A 21585-nucleotide genomic window follows, 5' to 3' on the forward strand; every position below is an offset into this window, starting at 1 on the left:
AGCGGTGGCTCCGGCGGCCACCTCGCACCGACCGCCGCACGGCGGCAAGCGTATTGGGACGGGCGCCCGGCGCGCCCGTCATCTGTTGGCGGCGTGTCTGTTCGGTGCGCCGTCTTCGCTACATCTTCGTGGCAGGAATGCTTCGTGCGCACCCCTGCGCGCGATCAGACAATCACGTACGTGACAGGAGCGTGAATGACGGCGAATGTTCAACACATGCCAGTGGCCAGTGCCGTGTGGCGCGGGCGACCTTTTCCGCTGGGGGCGACCTGGGACGGCCAGGGCGTCAACTTCGCGCTTTTCTCGCAACACGCCGAGCGCGTGGAGCTGTGCCTGTTCGACACGCACGGCAGGCGCGAGATACAGCGTATCGAAATGCGCGAGCGCACCGATTTCATCTGGCACTGCTATCTGCCGGAGATCCGTCCCGGCCAGCATTATGGCTACCGTGTTCACGGGCCTTATGCGCCGCACGAGGGGCACCGCTTCAATCCGCACAAGCTGCTGATCGACCCGTACGCGCGGGCCATCGTCGGCGACGTGCGCTGGAGCGACGTGCAGTTCGGCTATCGCGTCGGCAGCCGGCGGGACGACCTGTCGCTCGACGTGCGCGACAGCGCCAGCGGCGTGCCCAAGAGCGTGGTCGTGGACGAGGCATTCACCTGGGGCGACGATCGGCCGCCCTGCACGCCGTGGTTCGATTCGGTGCTCTACGAGGTGCACGTCAAGGGCGCCACGCAACTGCATCCGGACGTGCCTCCGAAGCTGCGCGGCACCTATGCCGGGCTGGCCTGTCCGCCCATGGTCGAACACCTCAAGCGCCTGGGCGTGACCGCTGTCGAGCTATTGCCCATGCATGCCTTCGTCGATGACAAGCGGCTCGTGCAGGTGGGCCTGCACAACTACTGGGGCTACAACACGCTGGGCTTCTTCGCTCCTCACATGGGCTATAGCTCGTCCGGATCGATCAACGAGTTCAAATCGATGGTGCGCACGCTGCATGCCGCCGGCATCGAGGTCATTCTCGACGTGGTCTACAACCACACGGCGGAAGGGAATCATCTTGGGCCGACGCTAAGTTTTCGCGGTATCGACAACGCCACCTACTACCGTCTGAGCGCTGAGGACCGCCGCTACTACACCGACTACACCGGTACGGGCAACTCGCTCGATACGCACAATCCGATCGTATTGCGCCTGGTGATGGACAGCCTGCGCTACTGGGTACAGGAGATGCACGTCGACGGCTTCCGTTTCGATCTCACGACGACACTGGCGCGCGGCGAGAATGCCTTCGATTACTTCGGCGGATTTCTCGCAGCCGTGCGGCAGGACCCGACGCTATCGCGCGTGAAGATGATTGCCGAGCCGTGGGATCTGGGCGAAGGCGGATACCGCGTCGGCGGATTTCCGCCGGGCTGGGCCGAGTGGAACGACAAGTACCGCGACGTGGTGCGTTCGTACTGGAAAGGCGACGGTGGCGTGATCGGTGAGCTGGCCTACCGGCTGGCCGGTTCGTCGGACGTGTTCGCGCACAACGGGCGCGGACCGACGGCGAGCATCAACTTCATCACTGCTCACGATGGCTTCACGCTCAACGATCTGGTTTCGTACAACGACAAGCACAACGAAGCCAACGGCGAGGAGAACCGCGACGGCATCAACGAGAACCGTAGCTGGAACTGCGGTGTGGAGGGGCCGACCGACGACGAAGAGATCCTTTCCCTGCGCGCACGCCAGCGCCGCAACCTGATGGCCACGCTGCTGCTGTCCAACGGGGTGCCGATGATCCTGGCCGGCGATGAGATGGGGCGCTCCCAGGGCGGGAACAACAATGCCTACTGCCACGACAACGAAATCGCATGGGTGAGGTGGGATCTTTCGCCGGCCGATGTCGCCATGCTGGGTTTTACCGCACGCGTGGTGATGCTGCGCAACCGGCACCCGCTGTTCCGCCGTCGGACGTTCTTTCGCGGTATCGAAGTCAGCGACGCCGGCACCAAGGACATCACCTGGCTCAACCCCGACGGCAAGGAGATGACCGAGCAGGAGTGGCACAACGCCTTTGCCCGCTGCCTCGGCGTGCAACTGTCGGGCGCCGGGCTGGCCGAACATGACGAGCGCGGTCAGCCGATCATCGATGACGACCTGATGCTGCTGCTGAACGCTCACTACGACCCCGTGGACTTTGTGATCCCCGGTCTCGTCGACACGGAATGGGTGCCGGTACTCGATACGCATTATGACGACGGCGTGCCACACAAGGGGCCGCTCCATCCGGGCGGTCGCTATGCGCTGGAAGGGCGCTCGATGGTCCTGCTGTGTCGCAGGAGGGGCCCATGAAAGCGCGGCACGTCATGCCGTTCGGCGCCCAACCGCAGGATGAAGGCGGCACGCTGTTCCGGTTGTGGGCGCCGGCGGCAGCGGCCGTCGAGCTGGTGCTGGAGCAAGGGCAGGGAGCGCACCACCACGAACACCTGCTGCGGATGCAGGCCAGCGACGATGGCTGGTACAGCCTGTACGTGGCCGAAGCCGGCGGCGGCGACTGCTACGGGTTCCGCATCGATGGCGACATCCGGGTGCCGGACCCGGTGTCGCGTTTCAATCCGGTCGATGTCCATGGGGCCAGCCAGTTGATCGACGCCACTGCGTTCGACTGGGACGAAGACTGGCGCGGCCGGCCGTGGAACGAGGCGGTGATCTACGAATTGCATGTCGGCACTTTCACACGCGAAGGAACTTACGCTGCGGCTGAAGCGCGCCTGCCGCATCTCGCGGAACTCGGCATCACGGCCATCGAGCTGATGCCGCTGGCTGCTTTCCCCGGCACGCGAGGCTGGGGCTACGACGGCGTGCTGTACTTTGCGCCGGAGGCGAGCTACGGCACGCCCTGGGAACTGAAACACTTCATCCAGGCCGCACACCGCGCGGGCATCATGGTGTTCCTCGACGTGGTCTACAACCACTTCGGCCCGGAAGGCAATTACCTGCACGTGTACGCGCCGCAGTTCTTCACCGATCGTCATCACACCCCGTGGGGCAAGGGCATGGATTTCGACGGCGAGCACAGCAATGTGGTGCGCGAGTTCTTCATCCACAACGCGCTGTTCTGGCTCGATGAATACCGTTTCGACGGGCTGCGGCTGGATGCCGTGCATGCCATCGCGGACGACTCGCCCACGCACCTTCTCAACGAACTGTCCATGCGCGTGCGTCAGACGCTGGGCCACGACCGTCACATCCATCTGGTGCTCGAGAATGCCGACAACCTCGCCACGCGTCTCGGCGCCGCGGCGACTCCCGGCCTGTTCGAAGCGCAATGGAACGACGACTTCCATCACGCCATGCATGTGCTGCTGACGGGCGAGGTCGACGGCTACTACGCGGCTTTCAAGCATGAGCCCATCCGCATGCTCGGACGCGTGCTGACCGAGGGGTTCGCATACCAGGGCGAAGCCTTCAGCGATTGGAAGGGTGTGCCGCGCGGGCAACCGAGCAAGCATCTGCCGCCGACGGCGTTCATCAATTTTCTGCAGAACCACGACCAGATCGGCAATCGCGCGATGGGCGAACGACTGTGCGCGCTGGCAGCACCCGATGCGCTGGAGGCGGCAGCATCCGTACTGCTGCTGTCGCCGATGATCCCCATGGTCTTCATGGGCGACGAATTCGGGGCGGCGACACCGTTCCTGTTTTTCTGCGATTTCCACGGCGAGCTTGCGCGCGCGGTGACCGAAGGGCGGCGACGCGAATTCGCCGGCTTCGCCCGTTTCACCGACTGGAGTGCGATCGCGCGCATCCCCGACCCGAACGCAGTGCGCACGTTCGAGATGAGCAAGCTCGACTGGGACAGCGTCGCGCTGCCGTCGCACGCCGCGATCCTCGCGCAGTACCGGCATCTCATCGCGCTGAGGCGGCAGCGCATCGTGCCGCTGCTGCCGCGCATCCTGCCCGGCGAGCATCGCGTGGATTATCCGCACGCCCAGGCCATGGAGGTGCGCTGGCAACTCGACGGCGGCGGCACGCTCAGGTTGCAGGCAAACCTCAGCATGGTGCCGGCGGACATGCCGGTGCTCGATGATGCGTTCCATCAGTGTGGGCCGATCGAAGGCGATCGCCTGGGCCCCTGGGCGGTCCGCTGGAGTGTTGTCGAAGAAAGTCCCGGAGGGAGATCGAACAAATGAGTTCTGACCAGAACGCGCTCGACGAACTGTGTGCATGGCTGGGGCTGGCACCGGAATACATCGATGGCTGGGGCCATCGCCAGCATGCGTCGGAGGCCACGCGCCGGAGTCTGATCGGCGCGATGGGGCTGGACGCGTCCACCGACGGGGCTGCGGCCACCACCTTGCAGGCTCTTCGCCAATCCGACAGCACGCGCACGCTGCCGCCTTCGATCGTCGTGCGGCAGGGCTCGAGCCCGGTGCGCGTGCCGGTCAATATGCCGGGCAATTTCGCCGATTCGCGCATGACGTGGCGACTGGATTGCGAACAGGGCGAACGCTTCGGCGGCGTTTTCCGGCCAGCCGACCTTGGCGTGCAAGCCACCAACGAGCGCTCGTCGTTCATGCTGGAACTGGGCATGGCGCTGCCGATGGGATATCACACGCTCGAACTGCGCGAAGCCGGCGCGGAGGAGACGCTCGCCACGATGAGCGTCATCGTCTGCCCGGAGACCTGCTACGAGCCGCCCGTGCTGGCGCGTGGCGGTCGCATCTGGGGGCCGGTGGTGCAGATCTACGCGCTGCGGTCGGCGCGCAACTGGGGCGTGGGCGATTACTCCGACCTGCGTCGCGTGCTCGAAATGTCGGCCGTCGCGGGCGCACATTTCGTGGGTGTGAGTCCGCTGCATGCGCTGTTCCCTCATGAGCCGCAACGTGCGAGTCCCTACAGCCCGTCGACGCGCAACTGGCTCAACACGCTGTATCTCGACGTGGAGTACATCGCTGATTTCGCCGAGTGCGAAGAGGCGCGCGCGCGAGTGGCTTCCGCCGAATTCCAGTCGCGCCTGGCGGCCCTGCGCGAACTCGAACTGATCGACTACGCCGGCGTGGGCGCACTCAAGCGCGAGATCACGCGCAAGCTGTACCAACACTTCCGGCGCGCGCATCTGGAAGCAGGCACGCGGCGCGCACAGCAGTTCCGCGTCTTTCAGCGCACCCATGGCAAGAGCTTGCGCATGCACGCGCTGTGCGAAGCGCTGCAGGAGTATTTCCACGACCAGGACCCGTCGATCTGGGGCTGGACGGTGTGGCCCCACGACTGGCGTGACTGCGAAAGCGAGCAGGTGCATCAGTGGGCGCGCGCCAACGAAGAACGCGTCGAGTACTTCGAGTACATGCAGTGGCAGGCTGAACTGCAATTGGCGGCCATTGCCCAGCGTGCGGAATCGGTCGGCATGGTCGTGGGCTTGTATCGCGACCTTGCCGTGGGGGTGAACGAGGGCGGTTCGGATACCTGGATGCGCCCGAGCCTGTATGCCAAACAGGTCAGCGTGGGTGCGCCGCCCGAGGAATTCAATCTCACCGGCCAGGAGTGGGGCTTGCCGCCGCAGATTCCGCATCGCATGCGCGAGGAAGGCTTCATCACCTTCATTGAAACGCTGCGCGCGAACATGCGCCACGCGGGCGCGCTGCGTCTGGACCATGTGATGGGACTGTTGCGCCTGTACTGGGTGCCGCCGAAAGTGGGCGCCACGCAGGGCGCGTACATGATGTACCCGTTCGACGACCTGGTCGGCATCCTCGCGCTGGAGAGCTGGCGCAACAAGTGCCTGATCATCGGCGAGGATCTCGGCACGGTGCCCGAAGAAATCCGCTATGGCATGAGCAGCCAGCACATGCTGTCGTACCGGCCGCTGTACTTCCAGCATGCGTGGGACGGCAGCTTCGTGCCGCCGGGGCAGTGGCCGGGGCAGGCGCTGGTGGCGGTCAGCACGCATGACCTGCCGACCTTGCGCGGTTTCTGGACCGGCTTCGATCTGGAACTGCGCCATGCGCTCAATCTGTTCCCGACAGAAAAACTGCGCGGCGACCAGATCGCCAGCCGCGCACACGATCGCGTGCAATTGTTGCTCGCCCTGCAACGCGAAGGACTGTTGCCCGAAGGCGTGCCTGCCGATCCGCAACAGGTGCCGGACATGGATGAGCGTCTGTCGCGCGCCGTGCACGCTTACATCGCGCGAACCCCGGCGCGCTTGATGGGCGTTCAGCTCGAAGACATCTTCGGACAGATCGAGCAGGTGAACGTGCCCAGCACCACCGAGGAGCGCCACCCCAACTGGCAGCGCAAGATATCGGTGGCGCTCGATGACTTCGCGGCCGACGGGCGGGCGCTGGCGATGGCGGAGGCGATCCTTCGCGAGCGGCGCAGTCCGGTGAAGACCGCCGACCGGCTGGGCGAATTGCCACTGGAGAGCGCACGCATTCCGCGCGCGACATATCGCCTGCAGTTCCACCGTGACTTCCGCTTTGAAGACGCTGAACGCATCGCGCCGTATCTGGCGGCACTGGGCGTGAGTCACATGTACGCGTCGCCGTACTTCCAGGCGCGCCCGGGCAGCACGCACGGCTATGACATCGTCGACCACGATGCGCTCAATCCCGAGATCGGCGACGACGCAAGTTTCAATCGCATGTGCGACGCGCTGGCCGCCAACGGGCTGGAGCAATTGCTCGACACCGTCCCCAATCACGTGGGCGTGATGGGTGCGCACAACGCGTGGTGGCTCGACGTGCTGGAGAACGGACAGGCTTCGCAGCATGCCGCGGCGTTCGACATCGACTGGTCGCCGCCCGAACCGGAGCTGAAGGGCAAGGTCCTGCTGCCGGTTCTGGGCGACCAGTACGGCAAGGTCCTCGAAGCCGGACAGTTGAAGCTGGTGTTCGATGACGCTGACGGGCGTTTCGTGCTGCATTACTTCCAGCATCGCTTTCCGATCGACCCGAGCACATATCCGGTGATCATGAACGCGGCGCCGGGAGAAGCCGATTCGGATGCCTCCCGCCAGGCCATGCACGAGTACGAGGCGCTGGCCGGGTCGTTCGGCTATCTGCCGACGCGCGACGTTGCCGAAACGGAGCGGATCGCGGAGCGCCAGCGCGACAAGGACATCCACCAGCGCCGGCTGGCGGAAATCGTCTCGCGTTCGAGCGCGGTACGTCGGCGCATCGACGATTGCCTGCGCGAGCTGAACGGTCGGGCGGGCGAGCCGGCGAGTTTCGACGCGCTGGATGCGCTCATTCGCATCCAGCCCTATCGATTGGCGTACTGGCGCGTGGCGGCGGACGACATCAACTATCGCCGCTTCTTTGACATCAACGATCTGGCCGCGCTGCGCATGGAAAACGAAGCGGTGTTCGAAGCCACGCATCGCACCATTTTCGACTGGCTGGCGAAAGGGCGCGTGGCCGGGTTGCGCATCGACCATCCGGACGGCCTGTACGACCCGGCGCGATACTTCGAGCGGTTGCAGTCGCGCTACCAGGAGGTGATGCGCGAGGCCGCGCCGCACGAGCCGCCGCGAGCGCTTTACCTGGTCATCGAAAAGATACTCGCCGAATACGAACGTCTGCCGCAGCGCTGGCCGGTGCATGGCGGCGTCGGGTATTCGTTCGCCAATCTGGTCAATGGGCTGTTCGTGGATGGCACCGCCGAGTCGCGCTTCGACCGTCTGTACGCAGCCTTCATCGGTGAGCGTGTGCCGTACGAGCAGATCCTGTACGAATCGAAGCTGCTGATCATGATGCACTCGTTGGCGGCCGAATTGAATGTGCTGACCAGTGCGTTGCACCGCATTGCGCAGTCGGATCGGCACACCTGCGACTTCACCCGCAACCGTCTGCGCTCGGCCCTGATGGAAGTGACGGCGGCCTTCCCCGTGTACCGCACCTACATCACCGAAGAGGGGGCGAGCGACGAGGATCGACGCTACATCGACTGGGCGGTGGCGGGCGCCAAGCGGCACGGCCATGCCGGCGAAATCAGCGTGATCGACTTTCTGCGCAAGGTGCTGCTGGGCGCTCCGCGCGAACCTGACGCGGCGCGGCGCAATGCCATGCTGGCGTTCGTCGGACGCTTCCAGCAGTTCACGGCGCCGGTGATGGCCAAGTCGATGGAGGACACCAGTTTCTACCGCTACAACCGGCTCGTGTCGCTCAACGATGTTGGAGGCGACCCGCGTACCTTCGGCGTGTCGATCAACGCCTTCCACGCGGCATGCCAGTATCGGGCGCGCTATCGGCCGCATTCCCTGGTCGGCACGTCGACGCACGACAGTAAACGCAGCGAGGACGTGCGTGCGCGGCTCGACGTGCTCTCCGAGATGCCCGGTGCGTGGCGCCTGTCGCTGCGTCGCTGGAGCCGCATCACCCAGCGTCGCCGGACCTTCGTCGATGACGCGCCGGCGCCGTCGCGCAACGACGAGTACCTCTTCTACCAGAGCCTTGCCGGCATCTGGCCCGATGGGCCGATCGACGATGCAGCGCTGGAAGATGTGCGTACGCGCATGCGGGCCTACATGCTCAAGGCGGCGCGCGAGGCCAAGGAGCACACCAGTTGGATCAATCCTGACGAGCAATACGAAGCCGCACTGGCGCAGTTCGTCGATGGACTACTGGGGGCCCTTGAGCCGAATCCCTTCCTGTCGGATTTCGCGCCGCTCGCGCAGCGGATCACGCGATTCGGCTACTACAACAGCCTGTCGATGACGCTGCTGAAGTTCACCGCGCCGGGCGTGCCGGACATCTATCAGGGCTGCGAGACCTGGGCTTTCAACCTGGTCGATCCGGACAATCGCCGGCCGGTCGACCATGCCGGACTGGCAGAGCGCCTTGCCGGCCTGCAGCGAAGCTTCGCCAGCGGCGGCAATGAAGGTGGGCTGCGCGAGCTGTGCAGCAGCATGGCGGATGGCCGGATCAAGCAATACGTGGTGTGGCAGGCGCTGCAACTGCGCGCCCGCCAGCCGATGCTGTTCGAACGCGGGCGCTACAGCGCCTTGCCGGCGCACGGACAGGCGGCTGCACACGTGGTGGCTTTTGCCCGAGCCTTCGAGGACGAGGTGGCGATCACGGTGGCGTCAAGGCTGTTGTACAAACTATGTGGAGGCGAGGAAGCCGCGATCGCCGAAGCATCGACCTGGGGCGACACCGTAGTGGAGCTGAATCCGCTGCTGACGGCGCACGCGTATGTTGACCTGCTCAGTGGGCGACGGTTTGAGACGGTGCCATTCGGATCGCGCCGCGCGTTGCGGGTGGCGCAACTGTTCGGCATCTTGCCGATGGCGCTGCTGGTGCCGGCGCAAGGGCAGTAAGATCGCGGACAACGTCCACGCTGCCGGGAGTCATGCGATGGTGGGGGATGAGAATTCCATTCAACGGTATGTCGAGACCATGAAGAAATCCGGTGGCAGAAAAATTCTGTTCGCCACGCCTGAGTGCGCGCCGTGGGTAAAAACGGGTGGACTCGGTGATGTGGCCGCCGCTTTGCCCGAAGCACTATGCCGTCTGGGGCACGACGTGCGCCTCCTGATGCCGGCGTATCCGTGGGTCAAGGTTCAGGCGAGGGGAGCGCGGCGTGCCGGGACGATTCCCGCGTACAACGGCTTGCCGGGCTGCACGCTGCTGCAGACGCGGATGCCCAATGGCGTGCCGATCTGGTTGATCGATTGTCCCGAAATGTATGAGCGCCACGGCGGCGCGTACCTGGACACCAATGGCGTCGACTTTGCCGACAATCACCTGCGCTTCGGCCTGCTCTCGCGCGTGGCAGCCATCCTCGCCAGCGATGGCAGCCCGTTGAGCTGGCGCCCCCAGGTGCTGCATTGCCATGACTGGACGACCGGCTTGGCGCCCGCCTATCTCAAGTTCTGGCAGCAGCCCGTGCCGAGCGTGATGACCATTCACAATCTGGCGTTCCAGGGCTTGTTCGATATGAGCACGGCGGATGTGCTGGACGTGCCGCCCGCCGCACGCGGCGTGGACGGCGTCGAATTCTGGGGGCGCCTGTCGTTCCTGAAGGCCGGCCTGTTCTATGCTGATTGCATCACGACGGTGAGCCCGACCTACGCCGCCGAGATCCAGCGCGAGCCGTTGGGTTTTGGCCTGCAGGGTTTGCTGTCTGGCAGGCAGGCACAGTTGCAGGGCATCCTCAATGGCATCGACACCACCGTGTGGGACAGTTCGGTCGATCCGCTCATCGCCGAGCACTATGGGCTCGATACCTTGTCGGCCAAGAGCGGCAACCGGCGTGCGCTGCGCGCCAAGCTCGGGTTGGCGCAGGACGCCGACGCCATGCTGATCGGCATGGTTACGCGGCTGACGGGGCAGAAGGGCATCGATCTGGTGCTCGAAGCCATGGAGCGGCTGCTGACGTTGCCTGTGCAACTGGTGGTCCTGGGCAGCGGCGACCGGGCATTCGAAGAAGCTTTCCGTGCGTTGGCTGTGCGCATGCCGCAGCGCGTGGCAACGGTGATCGGTTTCGACGAGAGCCTGGCGCATCTGATCGAGGCGGGCGCGGATGCTTTCCTGATGCCTTCGCGCTTCGAGCCCTGCGGCCTCAACCAGATGTACAGCCAGCGCTATGGCACGCCGCCGATCGTGCACGCCACGGGCGGGCTGGCCGACTCCGTGGTCGATGAAACCGACGGCGAGAACGCCAGCGGATTCGTCTTCAATCAGCCCACGGCGGTGGCCTTGCTCGATGCCGTGGACCGGGCCGTAGCGACTTATCGTCGCCCCGAACGCTGGGTGCGCTTGCAGCGCAACGGCATGATGCGCGACTTCAGTTGGACAGCCAGCGCTGCGCAGTATGCGGCACTCTATGAGCGGGTCATCGAAGGCTGAAGGCGGTCGATATGCCAGCACCCATACGCAAAGGGCGCCGGGTTGTGTCTTGTTGTTACAACGCCACCCGCCTGTCAGTTGATAAATGCCGTCTGATCTTTTCAGAAATTTCAACAGTTTTATCAGTTTCGGCTGACATCCAAGCCCCGGCGTTTCGGGGACTATCGGCTTTGTCGCGGCCCCCGCTGCCGCGTTTGCCGAATGTCCCTCGATGTCACATGCCACTGCCACTCTCATTTGCTCGCCGCGCCTGACGTACTCGGCGTTCGATGCAGGCACTGGTTTGAAGCCCATCGCCGGGGACATTGACCCCATGTGGTTCCTCTTCTTCGACGAGCATGACCTGCGGTTTGCCGAGATCCGTGCAGGCGAGTCAGTCCGTCACGTACCGTATTTCGTGGCACCGGTGTCCGAGGTCTGGCGCCGTCTGACCGACGACGGTGTTGCGCTGCGCGCCCTCGAGCGTCATCGCCCTGAACTGGTCGCGTTGCTCAACACGCCCGAGGTACGTTCGTCGGGCTATTTCATGCTCGACACCTGGGCGCTGTGGCAGCAACGCGGTGACGACTGCGCCAGCTTCTGCATGGGCCACATCCGCCGTATGCGACTGCTGCGCGAAAGCTCGCACCGCTGGTACTGCCTGCGCAACGTGGGCCAGCCGTGCAGGTCGTCGGAAGGCGCCTGTCACTGGCGGGCTGCGGCACAGGACGTTGCCGTCTCCCCGCCGCCGCTGCACTGAGCGTCATCTCTGGTGACGCCATTGGGCGTCTCTGTCCGCTGCAAAGAGTACTTGCCCGATTTTCAGAGCTTTCCGAGTCCATCTCGGCATCGGCTGACAAGTCAAAACTCGCGCATTCGGGAATCATTTGTCATCCATAGCGAATTCGCCTAGGTAATGTTTCCGATGACCTCCTGGCCCCGTTCTTGTCTGACGTAACGACGGCTCGTTCGTCGCTACGCCGATACCGAGGTTTTCGTCTGGCGACGGCAGTTCGATATTCGTCTGCACTTCGCTCGCGGGTGTGCCGTGAAATCCCCCGTCGCTCGGCCATTTCCGATCGTGCGTGCCGCGTTCTCTTCTTGATGAAGGCCATGACTCCCGTTCTTCCCTTTCCCAATGCGCTTGTCGAAACACGTCACGGCTGGATGGTCGTCAACACCTGCGACCGCTACGTTGCGCGTTCGCTGATGGAATATGGCGAGTACAACGAGGAGGAGTGGAACGTCATCGCGCAGCTCTATGCACGCCCCGGCTGCATTGTCGAAGTGGGCGCCAACATGGGGTCGCATTCGGTTGCGATGGCGCGCAAGGCGGCGCAGGAGGGACGGGAGTTCATTGCCTTCGAGCCGCAGCCGGCGATGTTCCAGCTCTTGTGCGCCAACCTCGCCCTGAACAGCCTGATGCATGCATCGGCGTACCCGTATGCGTGCGCAGCACAATCGGGCGTCGTCAGTTTTCCGCTGCCGGATTACCGGCGAGTCGATACCAACTATGGGGCCGTGTCGATGGAGCGCGGGGCAGGCGGGGCAGGGACGGTGACCGTGCCTTGCGTGGCGCTCGACGATGCGTTGGCCGGCAAGCCGGTCGGCCTGTTGAAGATCGATGTCGAAGGGTTTGAGGAAGACGTGCTGCGTGGCGCGACACGATTGATTGCCGAGTCTCGCCCGCTCATCTACGTGGAAAACGACCGGGCCGAGAAGTCCGGGTCGCTTCAGCGTTGTATCCGCGAACTGGGGTACGACGCTTACTGGAGCACTCCGCCGCTGTTCAACGCCGACAACTTCCGCGCCAGGCGGGACGATATTTTCAACGGCGTCGTATCGATCAACATGCTGTGCGTGCCGACGGAGTTGAATATTGCGGTCCACGGTTTCGTGCCGGCAACGGACCTCGATTTCCATCCGGCCGGCAGGCCGATCGAGCCGCAGGCACGGTGCTGATGCTGCGCGCCGGCGCGCTACCCCACACGCATGGCGTAGACCGCTACGGCAAGGGCCACGCCGATGACAACTTCCCCGGCCAGCATTCTCTGCAGCGATTGTGCGCGCAGCGCGATGGGTAATTCGGAGTGTTCGCTGATGCGCCGCACGATCTGCAATCCGATGCGATGGCCAAGCACGGCGGCAGCCACAACGATGAAGGCGATGGCAATGGGACCGACCGCCGGCACGAATCGCGTGAACGCCCACGCCAGTGGCACGCAGACGATCGCCGCAAGCCCCAGGCTGCACAGCCGTGCCATCGCGCCATCGCGCAGCCCTTGCGCGACCTCTTCCGCAGATTCGGTTGCCGGCGCAGACCGGTCCAGCCCGCGGCGGTCCATGGTGACGTCCAGCGCGGAGCGGGCCTCGCCGATGAGGTCTTCGCGTCGACGATGCAATGCGAGGATCTGGTGGTCTTCCATGTCCTCGTAGCGTTCAAGAAAGTCGCGCTGCGTATCCTTGCTCATCACTCTAGGTTAGCTGCTTGAAGATGTCGCGTATGCGCGCCACGCGATCTTTGATTGTTTCGGAATACGTCGTCACCGTGAGCTTGTCCTGCCCAGCCAGTTTGTAGTGCTTGTTCTTCTGGATAAGCTGGATGATGCGGATCGGTTCGATCGGCGGATTGGGCACGAACTGCAACTGGATGCGCGACTCGGACGCGTCGATCTTGGTGATGCCCAGCGGCGCCGCCGCCAGCCGCATGCGGTGCGTCTCGATCAGCGCCTGTGTCTGCTCGGGCATGTCGCCGAAGCGGTCGATCAGTTCTTCCTGGATGCCCTGCAGCTCATCGGAGCTGTCGCAGTTGGCCATGCGCTTGTAGAGCGTAAGGCGCTCCTGCACGTCGCTGCAGTAATCGCTGGGCAATAGTGCCGGCACGTGCAGGTTGATTTCCGAGACCACGTCCAGCGGCTGCGCGAGGTTCGGTTCCTTGCCGGCCTGCAGTGCCTTGACTGCGCGCTTGAGCATTTCGGTGTAGAGCGAAAAACCCACTTGCTGTATCTCGCCCGATTGCGATTCGCCCAATACCTCGCCCGCGCCGCGGATTTCGAGATCGTGCATGGCAAGGTAGAAGCCGGAACCGAGGTCTTCCATCATGGTGATGGCTTCAAGCCGCTTCTGCGCGTTGGCGCTGGGCTTTTCGACGTCAGTGAGCAGGTAGGCGTACGCCTGGTGGTGCGAACGCCCGACACGGCCCCGCAACTGATGCAACTGCGCCAGCCCGAAGCGGTCGGCGCGATTGATGACGATGGTGTTGGCCGTCGGGATGTTGATGCCAGTCTCGATGATGGTCGTGCACAACAACAGGTTGGCGCGCTGTGTGGTGAAGTCGCGCATGACGCGTTCGAGTTCGCGTTCCGGCAACTGGCCGTGGCCCACCGCGATGCGCGCTTCGGGCAGCAATTCCTGCAAGGCCTGATGCATGTTCTCGATGGTCTCCACTTCGTTGTGGAGGAAGTACACCTGCCCGCCGCGCTTGAATTCGCGCAGCACGGCTTCGCGGATGATGCCCTTGGAGTACTTCTGCACGAAGGTCTTGATCGCCAGCCGCTTTTGCGGGGCGGTGGCAATCACTGAGAACTCGCGCAGGCCTTCCATGGCCATGCCCAGCGTGCGCGGAATCGGCGTGGCGGTCAGCGTGAGGATGTCGACTTCGCTGCGCAGGCTCTTGAGCGATTCCTTCTGCCGCACACCAAAGCGGTGTTCCTCGTCGATGATCACCAGGCCGAGGCGTTTGAATTCCACGTCCTTCTGGAGCAGGCGGTGCGTGCCGATGATGATGTCGAGCTTGCCTTCAGCAAGTTGCTCCAGCGCTTCGGCTTGTTCCTTGGCGCTGCGGAACCGCGACAGTTCGGCGATGCGCACGGGCCAGTCGGCAAAGCGATCGACGAAAGTCTGGTAGTGCTGCTCGGCAAGCAGCGTGGTGGGGCAGAGCACGGCAACCTGCTTGCCGTCCTGAATGGCGATGAAGGCTGCGCGCAGGGCCACTTCGGTCTTGCCGAAACCCACGTCGCCGCACACGAGCCGGTCCATCGGACGGCCTGAGCGCATGTCTTCGACCACCGCGTTGATGGCGGCGAGCTGGTCGGGTGTTTCTTCAAAACCGAAGCCTTCGGCAAAGGCTTCCAGGTCGTGCTGCTTGAAGTCGAACTTGTGCCCGGGGCGTGCCGCGCGCTGCGCGTAGAGCGCGAGCAATTCGGCGGCGGTGTCGCGCACCTGCTGCGCGGCCTTGCGCTTGGCCTTCTCCCACTGACCGCTGCCAAGGCGATGCAACGCCACGCCATCCGGGTCCGCCCCAGCGTAACGCGTGATCACATGCAGTTGCGAAACCGGTACGTACAGCTTGTCGCCGTTGGAGTATTCCAGGTCCAGGAATTCGGTTTCGCCTTCACCCAGATCGAGATAGACGAGGCCAAGATAGCGGCCGATGCCATGGCTGGCATGCACGACCGGATCGCCCACCTTCAGTTCGGAAAGATCCTTGAGCCAGCCTTCGATCGATGTCTTGCGCCCGTCGCGACCCCGGCCGCGCGGGCGGGCCTGCGTCGCGTACAACTCGTTTTCAGTCAGGATGGCGACGCGCGATGCGATGTCGAGGAAGCCCGCCGACAACGGCCCCACGCTCAGCGCGAGTCTGGCGTCGCCCGCGAGGAACGCGGCGAAGTCCGCGCTGCTGGTTGGCTTGACGCCGTATTCGGCGAAGTACTCGGACATCGTCTGCGCGCGACCGGCGGATTCTGCGAGCAGCAGCGTGCGGCCGTCGAAGCCCGACAGGAAAGCCTTGAGCTTGTAGAGCGGGTCGGGCGATTTGCGGTCTACACCCAAGTCATTGATGGCGGCCGTGGGCGACGGTGTGTCGTTGGCAAGGCCCATGGCGATGCGGGGCAGGGCGCCGAGCGCGACGAAGAATTGCTCGCTCGAAATGAACAGACGATCTGGCGACAGCAGAGGGCGCGCGCGATCTCCGGCAAGCAAGCGATAGCGGCCCTGCGCTTCGCGCCAGAAGTCTTCAATGGCGGTCGGCACGTCGTTATGCGTGATCACGACCGCATCGCGCGGCAGGTAGTCGAATACCGTCGCCGTCGATTCGAAGAACAGGGGCAGGTAGTACTCGATGCCGGGTGAGGCGATGCCGTTCGAGATGTCCTTGTAGATGATGGACTTGGATGGGTCGCCCTCGAAGGCTTCGCGGAATGCCTGGCGGAAGCGGCTGCGTGCCGCGTCATCGAGCGGGAATTCACGTGCCGGAAGCAGGCGGATTTCCGGTACCGGATAGACGGTGCGCTGGGAGTCCGGATCAAAGGTACGGATGGTTTCGATGTCGTCGTCGAACAGGTCGACACGGAAGGGCAGTTGCGCGCCCATCGGAAAGAGATCGATCAACCCGCCGCGCACCGAGAATTCGCCGGGGCGCACGACCTGCGTGACGTGCTCGTAGCCCGCCAGCGCCATTTGCGCACGAAGCGCTTCGACGTCCAGCCGTTCACCTGCTTTGAGAAAGAAGGTGTACGCAGCCATGTAGGCCGGCGGCGCCATGCGATAGAGCGCGGTGGGCGCGGGCACCAGGGTGATATCCGATTCCCCGCGCTGGATTGCGTACAGCGTGGCAAGCCGTTCGGAGATCAGATCCTGGTGCGGAGAAAAGCTGTCATAGGGCAGCGTCTCCCAGTCGGGCAGCAGATTCACTCGCAGGCCCGGCGCGAACCAGGCGATTTCTTCAGTCAGGCGTTGCGCGTCGAGCGGGTTGGCGGTGATCACCACCAGCTTGCGTTCCCTGGCCAATTGCGCGAGCGCTGCGGCGTCGGACGAACCGGCCAATCTTGGCAGATCGAGGCGCGAGCCGGGTTTGGGGAACGACAGGGACGGCAGGACGGAGAAGGGCGCGGCGGACGGGCTGGGCTTCATGGCAGAGGGAGCGGGAATGACGGCGACGCAAAGCAAAACGCCGCGCGGCGGGGCGTCCCGGCGTGCGGCAAAGCGCGCATTATACGCTCGCACCCGGGCATGCCGTTGGCACGCGAGACTCTGGCCGTCGTCCTCAATATATGAGCGACATGCCCGCAGTATTGGCAAAGGCCATGCCCGGGTCTGCATGGGCTGGGTGGCTCCGACTCCGATCCGTTCGCAATTCATAAGTTGCGGCCATCGACAGAACCCTCGGCCGTACCTGCGAAGCGATCGAAAACATGCTCGGAAGGATCGCCATTTCCGGGAGCAATCCGGGTGCGGTTTGCCGCAGCGCGCCGACCCCGCCTCACGCAAGGCGAGCGAGAGGATTGATACGGGATGATGCCTGTATGGGTATGTGCGCCCGCGCAAGCGGAATGGCGTTTTCTCGCAAAAAGATGTTGACGACCCTATGGTCGGTTCCTATAATGCGGCTTCTTCGCTGGACGGGGGTATAGCTCAGCTGGGAGAGCGCTTGCATGGCATGCAAGAGGTCAGCGGTTCGATCCCGCTTACCTCCACCACTCTCGCGAAGATTGTTGTACGTAGGTCCCCATCGTCTAGAGGCCTAGGACACCGCCCTTTCACGGCGATAACCGGGGTTCGAATCCCCGTGGGGACGCCAGGCTCGAATGAGACTGTGCGAATGTAGTGGCTGTACCGCGCAGGATCATGTAGTTCAAGCTGTGCCGATCACCGACCGGCATCGCGAGGAGTGGTAGTTCAGTCGGTTAGAATACCGGCCTGTCACGCCGGGGGTCGCGGGTTCGAGTCCCGTCCACTCCGCCAGACTGAAAAAAAAGCCGCCTCACGAAGGCGGCTTTTTTTACGCAACAGGTAGTAAATGCATCCATCATGAAGGTTGTGACGCCTTCGGATGCAACGATGAAGTATCCAGGTCCCCATCGTCTAGAGGCCTAGGACACCGCCCTTTCACGGCGATAACCGGGGTTCGAATCCCCGTGGGGACGCCAGGCTCGAATGAGACTGTGCGAATGTAGTGGCTGTACCGCGCAGGATCATGTAGTTCAAGCTGTGCCGATCACCGACCGGCATCGCGAGGAGTGGTAGTTCAGTCGGTTAGAATACCGGCCTGTCACGCCGGGGGTCGCGGGTTCGAGTCCCGTCCACTCCGCCAGAAAGCAAGCGCCCTGTAATGTCGTGGTTTCCACGGGATTGCAGGGCGTTTTTGCGTCTACCAGCCTGACTTTGCCAGATTGCCGATTCAGCCTTGCTCGCCTTGCGCCAGCCGCTTGGCGTATTCCGCCCGCAACGACGCGAAGGTGCGCCAGAACGGCGGCGGCATGTCGCCCGAGAGCCGGGCACGCAGCATCGCCAGGTGCGTGTGCCAGCCGGGCGTGAAGCTCAGCATCGCCTCGCGCGACGCGATACGCGTATGCGTGACCGTCAGCAGCACGCGTTCGCCACGTGGGGCCAGTTCAAAGCGGACCTCCGATGGCGCGGTGGCGTCGTGGAACCACAGATAAGCCAGTTGGCGAGGCGGATCGCATTCGATGATGCGTCCCTGCATGAGATGTTCTCTGGAGGCGCCTTCGAAGCCGGCCGGTGGCGGATCGTCGTCTGCCGAGGACAGCTGCGCGTTGTGAAAGACCAGCTCCATCGGACCATCCTTGTGCAACGCCATCGTGCCGCCTGCCAACCACTGGGCGCGCAGATCGGGTTCGGTCAGGTAACGCCAGACGCGTTCGGCCGGGCCGGGCAGCCATCGTTCCAGGCGAATCGTGTCGGGGGCGGTGAGGACGGCGTGCTCGTCCGTCGGTTTGCTGAGAAGTACGGTTTCGGTCATGGCTTGCTCCTGTCGGGGTGCGGTTTCGTCCTGGGGGGAGATTCCGCTTTGAGTAAGGACTCGAGCAGGTCCAGCCGCTCGGTCCAGAACTTCTCGTAGTGACGCATCCACTCCATCCCGGCATGCAGCGGCGCCGCGTTCAGCGCGCAAATGTGCGTGCGGCCCTGCACCGTACGCTGCACCAGTCCTGCGCGTTCGAGCACCTTGATGTGCTTGGAGGCCGCCGCCAGCGATATCTCGAAAGGCGAGGCCAGTTCGCCGATCGAGGCCGGCCTGTCCGCGAGCGTCCGCAACATGGCGCGGCGCGTCCCGTCGGCCAGCGCGTGGAAGACATCATCGAGGGGTGGAGAGTTATATTCAACCATGTGGTTGAATTTAGGTGCCCGGTTCGGGACTGTCAACCGATCGGTTGAATATTTTTCGTTTGGCGAAAACGCGCCATTTTCCCGCTCGGGTTATAGCCAACAGATCGCGGGCGGAACAGCGGACTGGGCAGAAGTTTCCATGGGGCTATCTTGGCGGCGGCGATATGCTCGAGCCCGATCGAAAAGGCAACACAAAAACATAGGGGGCGGCATGGCTTGGCGGCTGTTGGTGGCGGTGTGCTTGTGGGTTGCGACGGGGCTGGCGTCAGCGCAGCATTTGCCGGAACAAGACGAAGCCCTGGTCGCCGCCCGCGTGGCTGCGTTGCGCGCCAGATTGCCAGTAGCGCATCCGCGCCTGTTGCTGACGACGGCAGACATCGACGGCCTGCGGACCTTCATCCATGATGCGCCGGCCAACTCCGCGGTGGGGCGGCTGTGGCAGCGCATCCGCGTCGATGCGCTGAACGAAGCCCTTCCGAATGAGCCACAACGCATTCCGCGCAAGCTCGATGCGGATGCGGCGCGGCTTTGGCGCGATGCCTACACCACCGCCAACGATACGGGTTTCAAGGCGTGGCGACTGGCGCTGACCTGGCAGGTGACAGGCGATGCGCGATACGGGCGCGAGGCCGCACGCTGGCTGATGGCGCTGGCCGGCTGGGACGTGAACGGCGGTATCGACATCCGCAACAACGACGAAGCCTTCATTCAGTCGCTTCGACCGATGATCTTTGCGTACGACTGGGCCTACGACGCACTCACGCCCGAGGAACGGGCAAGCATCGAAGCGGCCATTGCCAAGCGGCTCGACATTCTCTGGCCACGCCTGACCGGCAAGTTCTCGCTCACGCGCGCGACGCCGCCCGACAATAGCCTCAGTCATCCCATGCGCTTCATCTCTACGTTGGGGCAGGGCGGTGTTGCCTTGTGGCGTGAACTGCCGGGCGCCGATCGTTACGCTGCGTGGGCCTACGAGTACTACGCGCGCCAGTTTCCGGTCTGGGGCGGAGACGATGGCGGCTGGGCCGAGGGCATGGATTACTGGTCGACCGGCATGACGCAGCATCTACGTTTTCTGGAAGCGATGCAGTTGCTGGGTGTCGATGATGCGCTGGCGCGGCCCTTCTTTCGCAACAACGGGTACTTTGGCGCATACAACCTGCCACTGGGGCAGTCATCGTCCTTTGGCGATTTGACCAATGTGCTCTCACCCAATCCCAACCGCCGCCTGTTGATCGAGAAATTCGGCCTCATCGAGCACGATCCGGCATTGCTCGCCTACGCCGACGCGATCGGTGGCAACTACCCGGACAAGTTCAGCTATTACGAATTCAGTGCCATCGACAGCCTGCTGCATCTGTACCGCCGACAGGGGGCACGCATGAATGCTGGTTCGCTGTCAGGCTTGCCGATTGCACGGGCATTTCGCGACATCGGCTGGGTCGCCATGCACTCCGCTCTCGGCTCGCAGGATGACGTCATGCTGGCGCTCAAGAGCAGTCCGTATGGTTCGGCCAGCCACAGTTTCGCGGACCAGAACGCCTTCGTGCTGAGCGCGTTCGGGCAGCCGCTGGCGATTTCCTCCGGATACCGCGAGTGGTACGGGAGCCCGCATCACGTAGGCTGGACGCGTACCACGGCCTCGAAGAACGCCATCCTCATCGATGGACAAGGCCAGCCGATCATGGACGCCTCCGCCAAGGGGCACATCAGCCGCTTCTACGGCGGAGACCGTTTTGCCTTTGCCACGGGCGACGCGCTAGACGCCTATCGCGCGGCGGCTACGCAGGCGCTGCGGCACGTGCTGTTCGTCGACAGACGTTATTTCGTGATGTTCGACGAGCTGACTGCGCGCCAGGCTGCGCGCTTCGACTGGTTGTTGCACGCACGCGAGCGCATGCAGGTGGATGATGCGAATGCTTCGATCGCCAGCGCGAAGGGCGATGCGCGCCTGCAGGTGCAGTTCGCGTGGCCGGCGCCATCGGCACTTTCTTTTTCACAGACCGACGAGTTTGCCGTCCCGCTGGATGCGGCGTATCGCAACAGGATGGCCAAGGAGTGGCATGTGCGCGCCACGACGCGCAGCGCGGCAACGTCGCAGGATTTCGTAACCTTGCTGTATCCGTATCGCGACGGCAAAGGCGCCAGGCTCACATCCTTGCCGGCGACACATGGTCATGTGCTGCGCGTCGAGACGTCGACAGCCAGCGACATGATCCTTCTTGGCGGTGAGCAGGCGCGTGTTGCAGCCAGCCGCGTGGCGCCAGCGTCCCTGGCGGGACTCGCCGGTTATTCAAGCCGGCGGGAAGGCGCGACGTACCTGGCGCTGGTCGAAGCAACGCGATGGCAACAAGGCGATGCAGTCGTTGAGGCATCGGAACCGGTAACGCTTGAAGCCAGAGTCACGCAGGGTGCGATGCATATGCGGCTGCAGGCTCACCGACCGGTGCGTCTCACGCTACGCGTGCGTGACTGGATGGGGCATGTACCGGCAGTCAACGTGAGCGATGGTTTCAGGGCCGCTTACGATGCCGCCACGGATACGCTGGTGCTGGATCTGGCAGAGACTTCGACAGGCGACGCGATCACCATCACGTCGCCATAGCGCCGAACAGGTGGCCCCGTTCTGCGGGGCAGACCG

General features: G+C 63.9%; 11 protein-coding genes and 5 tRNA genes. 12 read left to right on the forward strand and 4 right to left on the reverse strand.

What is annotated here, in order from left to right:
• The first annotated feature begins 195 nt into the window (after window positions 1–195).
• From glgX to ACDA63_RS16305, 6 genes are all read left to right on the forward strand, one after another.
• Entirely contained in the window at window positions 196–2343 is a 2148-nt protein-coding gene (gene glgX / locus ACDA63_RS16280) for a glycogen debranching protein GlgX (RefSeq protein ID WP_373664338.1), read from the forward strand.
• The gene (gene treZ / locus ACDA63_RS16285; RefSeq protein WP_373664339.1) at window positions 2340–4184 is read left to right on the forward strand and encodes a malto-oligosyltrehalose trehalohydrolase; all 1845 of its coding nucleotides are present in this window, start codon (window positions 2340–2342) and stop codon (window positions 4182–4184) included. Before glgX ends, treZ begins: the two co-directional genes overlap by 4 nt.
• Window positions 4181–9310 (forward strand): malto-oligosyltrehalose synthase, encoded by a 5130-nt coding sequence (locus tag ACDA63_RS16290; RefSeq protein ID WP_373664340.1) that lies wholly within the window; start codon window positions 4181–4183, stop codon window positions 9308–9310. The genes treZ and ACDA63_RS16290 overlap by 4 nt, the downstream gene beginning before the upstream one ends.
• A gap of 79 nt (window positions 9311–9389) precedes the next feature.
• Window positions 9390–10841 (forward strand): glycogen synthase GlgA, encoded by a 1452-nt coding sequence (gene glgA / locus ACDA63_RS16295; RefSeq protein ID WP_373664341.1) that lies wholly within the window; start codon window positions 9390–9392, stop codon window positions 10839–10841.
• A gap of 313 nt (window positions 10842–11154) precedes the next feature.
• The gene (locus tag ACDA63_RS16300; RefSeq protein WP_373664342.1) at window positions 11155–11580 is read left to right on the forward strand and encodes a hypothetical protein; all 426 of its coding nucleotides are present in this window, start codon (window positions 11155–11157) and stop codon (window positions 11578–11580) included.
• Window positions 11581–11933: 353 nt separating this feature from the next.
• Window positions 11934–12782: an FkbM family methyltransferase gene (locus ACDA63_RS16305; protein WP_373664344.1), complete on the forward strand. Its 849-nt coding sequence runs from the start codon at window positions 11934–11936 to the stop codon at window positions 12780–12782.
• Window positions 12783–12799: 17 nt separating this feature from the next.
• On the opposite strand, the gene ACDA63_RS16310 is transcribed toward ACDA63_RS16305, so the two are convergent.
• Window positions 12800–13291, reverse strand: a complete 492-nt coding sequence (locus ACDA63_RS16310; protein WP_373664345.1) for a hypothetical protein — start codon at window positions 13289–13291, stop codon at window positions 12800–12802.
• 4 nt (window positions 13292–13295) lie between these two features.
• Window positions 13296–16730: a transcription-repair coupling factor gene (gene mfd / locus ACDA63_RS16315; protein ID WP_373664346.1), complete on the reverse strand. Its 3435-nt coding sequence runs from the start codon at window positions 16728–16730 to the stop codon at window positions 13296–13298.
• 490 nt (window positions 16731–17220) lie between these two features.
• Here mfd and ACDA63_RS16320 point away from each other — a divergent pair.
• The 5 genes from ACDA63_RS16320 (at window position 17221) to ACDA63_RS16340 (ending at window position 17910) form a co-directional block, all read left to right on the forward strand.
• Window positions 17221–17296: transfer RNA gene (locus tag ACDA63_RS16320), tRNA-Ala, on the forward strand.
• Between the two features lie 25 nt (window positions 17297–17321).
• Window positions 17322–17397: transfer RNA gene (locus tag ACDA63_RS16325), tRNA-Glu, on the forward strand.
• 87 nt (window positions 17398–17484) lie between these two features.
• A tRNA-Asp gene (locus ACDA63_RS16330) sits at window positions 17485–17561 on the forward strand.
• A 109-nt stretch (window positions 17562–17670) separates the two neighbouring features.
• Window positions 17671–17746, forward strand: a tRNA-Glu gene (locus ACDA63_RS16335).
• A gap of 87 nt (window positions 17747–17833) precedes the next feature.
• Window positions 17834–17910, forward strand: a tRNA-Asp gene (locus tag ACDA63_RS16340).
• An 87-nt stretch (window positions 17911–17997) separates the two neighbouring features.
• Here the strand turns inward: ACDA63_RS16340 and ACDA63_RS16345 are convergent.
• A complete protein-coding gene (locus tag ACDA63_RS16345) occupies window positions 17998–18579 on the reverse strand; it encodes an SRPBCC family protein (RefSeq protein ID WP_373664347.1) in 582 nt (193 codons plus the stop codon).
• On the reverse strand, window positions 18576–18944 hold the full coding sequence (locus ACDA63_RS16350) for an ArsR/SmtB family transcription factor (protein WP_373664348.1): 369 nt from the start codon (window positions 18942–18944) through the stop codon (window positions 18576–18578). The genes ACDA63_RS16345 and ACDA63_RS16350 overlap by 4 nt, the downstream gene beginning before the upstream one ends.
• Before the next feature lie 211 nt (window positions 18945–19155).
• Here ACDA63_RS16350 and ACDA63_RS16355 point away from each other — a divergent pair, with 211 nt between their 5' ends.
• Window positions 19156–21549: a DUF4962 domain-containing protein gene (locus ACDA63_RS16355; protein WP_373664349.1), complete on the forward strand. Its 2394-nt coding sequence runs from the start codon at window positions 19156–19158 to the stop codon at window positions 21547–21549.
• The last annotated feature ends 36 nt before the right edge of the window (window positions 21550–21585 follow it).

Origin of the sequence: Uliginosibacterium sp. sgz301328, from assembly GCF_041807905.1 — a bacterium.
GTDB lineage: Bacteria > Pseudomonadota > Gammaproteobacteria > Burkholderiales > Rhodocyclaceae > JBGVSA01.

Excerpts from the sequence above, each read along its gene's own strand:
- glgX (WP_373664338.1), top strand. The coding sequence starts at position 196 with ATGACGGCGAATGTTCAACACATGCCAGTGGCCAGTGCCGTGTGGCGC.
- treZ (WP_373664339.1), top strand. The coding sequence starts at position 2,340 with ATGAAAGCGCGGCACGTCATGCCGTTCGGCGCCCAACCGCAGGATGAA.
- mfd (WP_373664346.1), bottom strand. The coding sequence starts at position 16,730 with ATGAAGCCCAGCCCGTCCGCCGCGCCCTTCTCCGTCCTGCCGTCCCTG.
- ACDA63_RS16345 (WP_373664347.1), bottom strand. The coding sequence starts at position 18,579 with ATGACCGAAACCGTACTTCTCAGCAAACCGACGGACGAGCACGCCGTC.
- ACDA63_RS16310 (WP_373664345.1), bottom strand. The coding sequence starts at position 13,291 with ATGAGCAAGGATACGCAGCGCGACTTTCTTGAACGCTACGAGGACATG.
- glgA (WP_373664341.1), top strand. The coding sequence starts at position 9,390 with ATGAAGAAATCCGGTGGCAGAAAAATTCTGTTCGCCACGCCTGAGTGC.
- ACDA63_RS16290 (WP_373664340.1), top strand. The coding sequence starts at position 4,181 with ATGAGTTCTGACCAGAACGCGCTCGACGAACTGTGTGCATGGCTGGGG.
- ACDA63_RS16300 (WP_373664342.1), top strand. The coding sequence starts at position 11,155 with ATGTGGTTCCTCTTCTTCGACGAGCATGACCTGCGGTTTGCCGAGATC.
- ACDA63_RS16350 (WP_373664348.1), bottom strand. The coding sequence starts at position 18,944 with ATGGTTGAATATAACTCTCCACCCCTCGATGATGTCTTCCACGCGCTG.
- ACDA63_RS16305 (WP_373664344.1), top strand. The coding sequence starts at position 11,934 with ATGACTCCCGTTCTTCCCTTTCCCAATGCGCTTGTCGAAACACGTCAC.
- ACDA63_RS16355 (WP_373664349.1), top strand. The coding sequence starts at position 19,156 with ATGGCTTGGCGGCTGTTGGTGGCGGTGTGCTTGTGGGTTGCGACGGGG.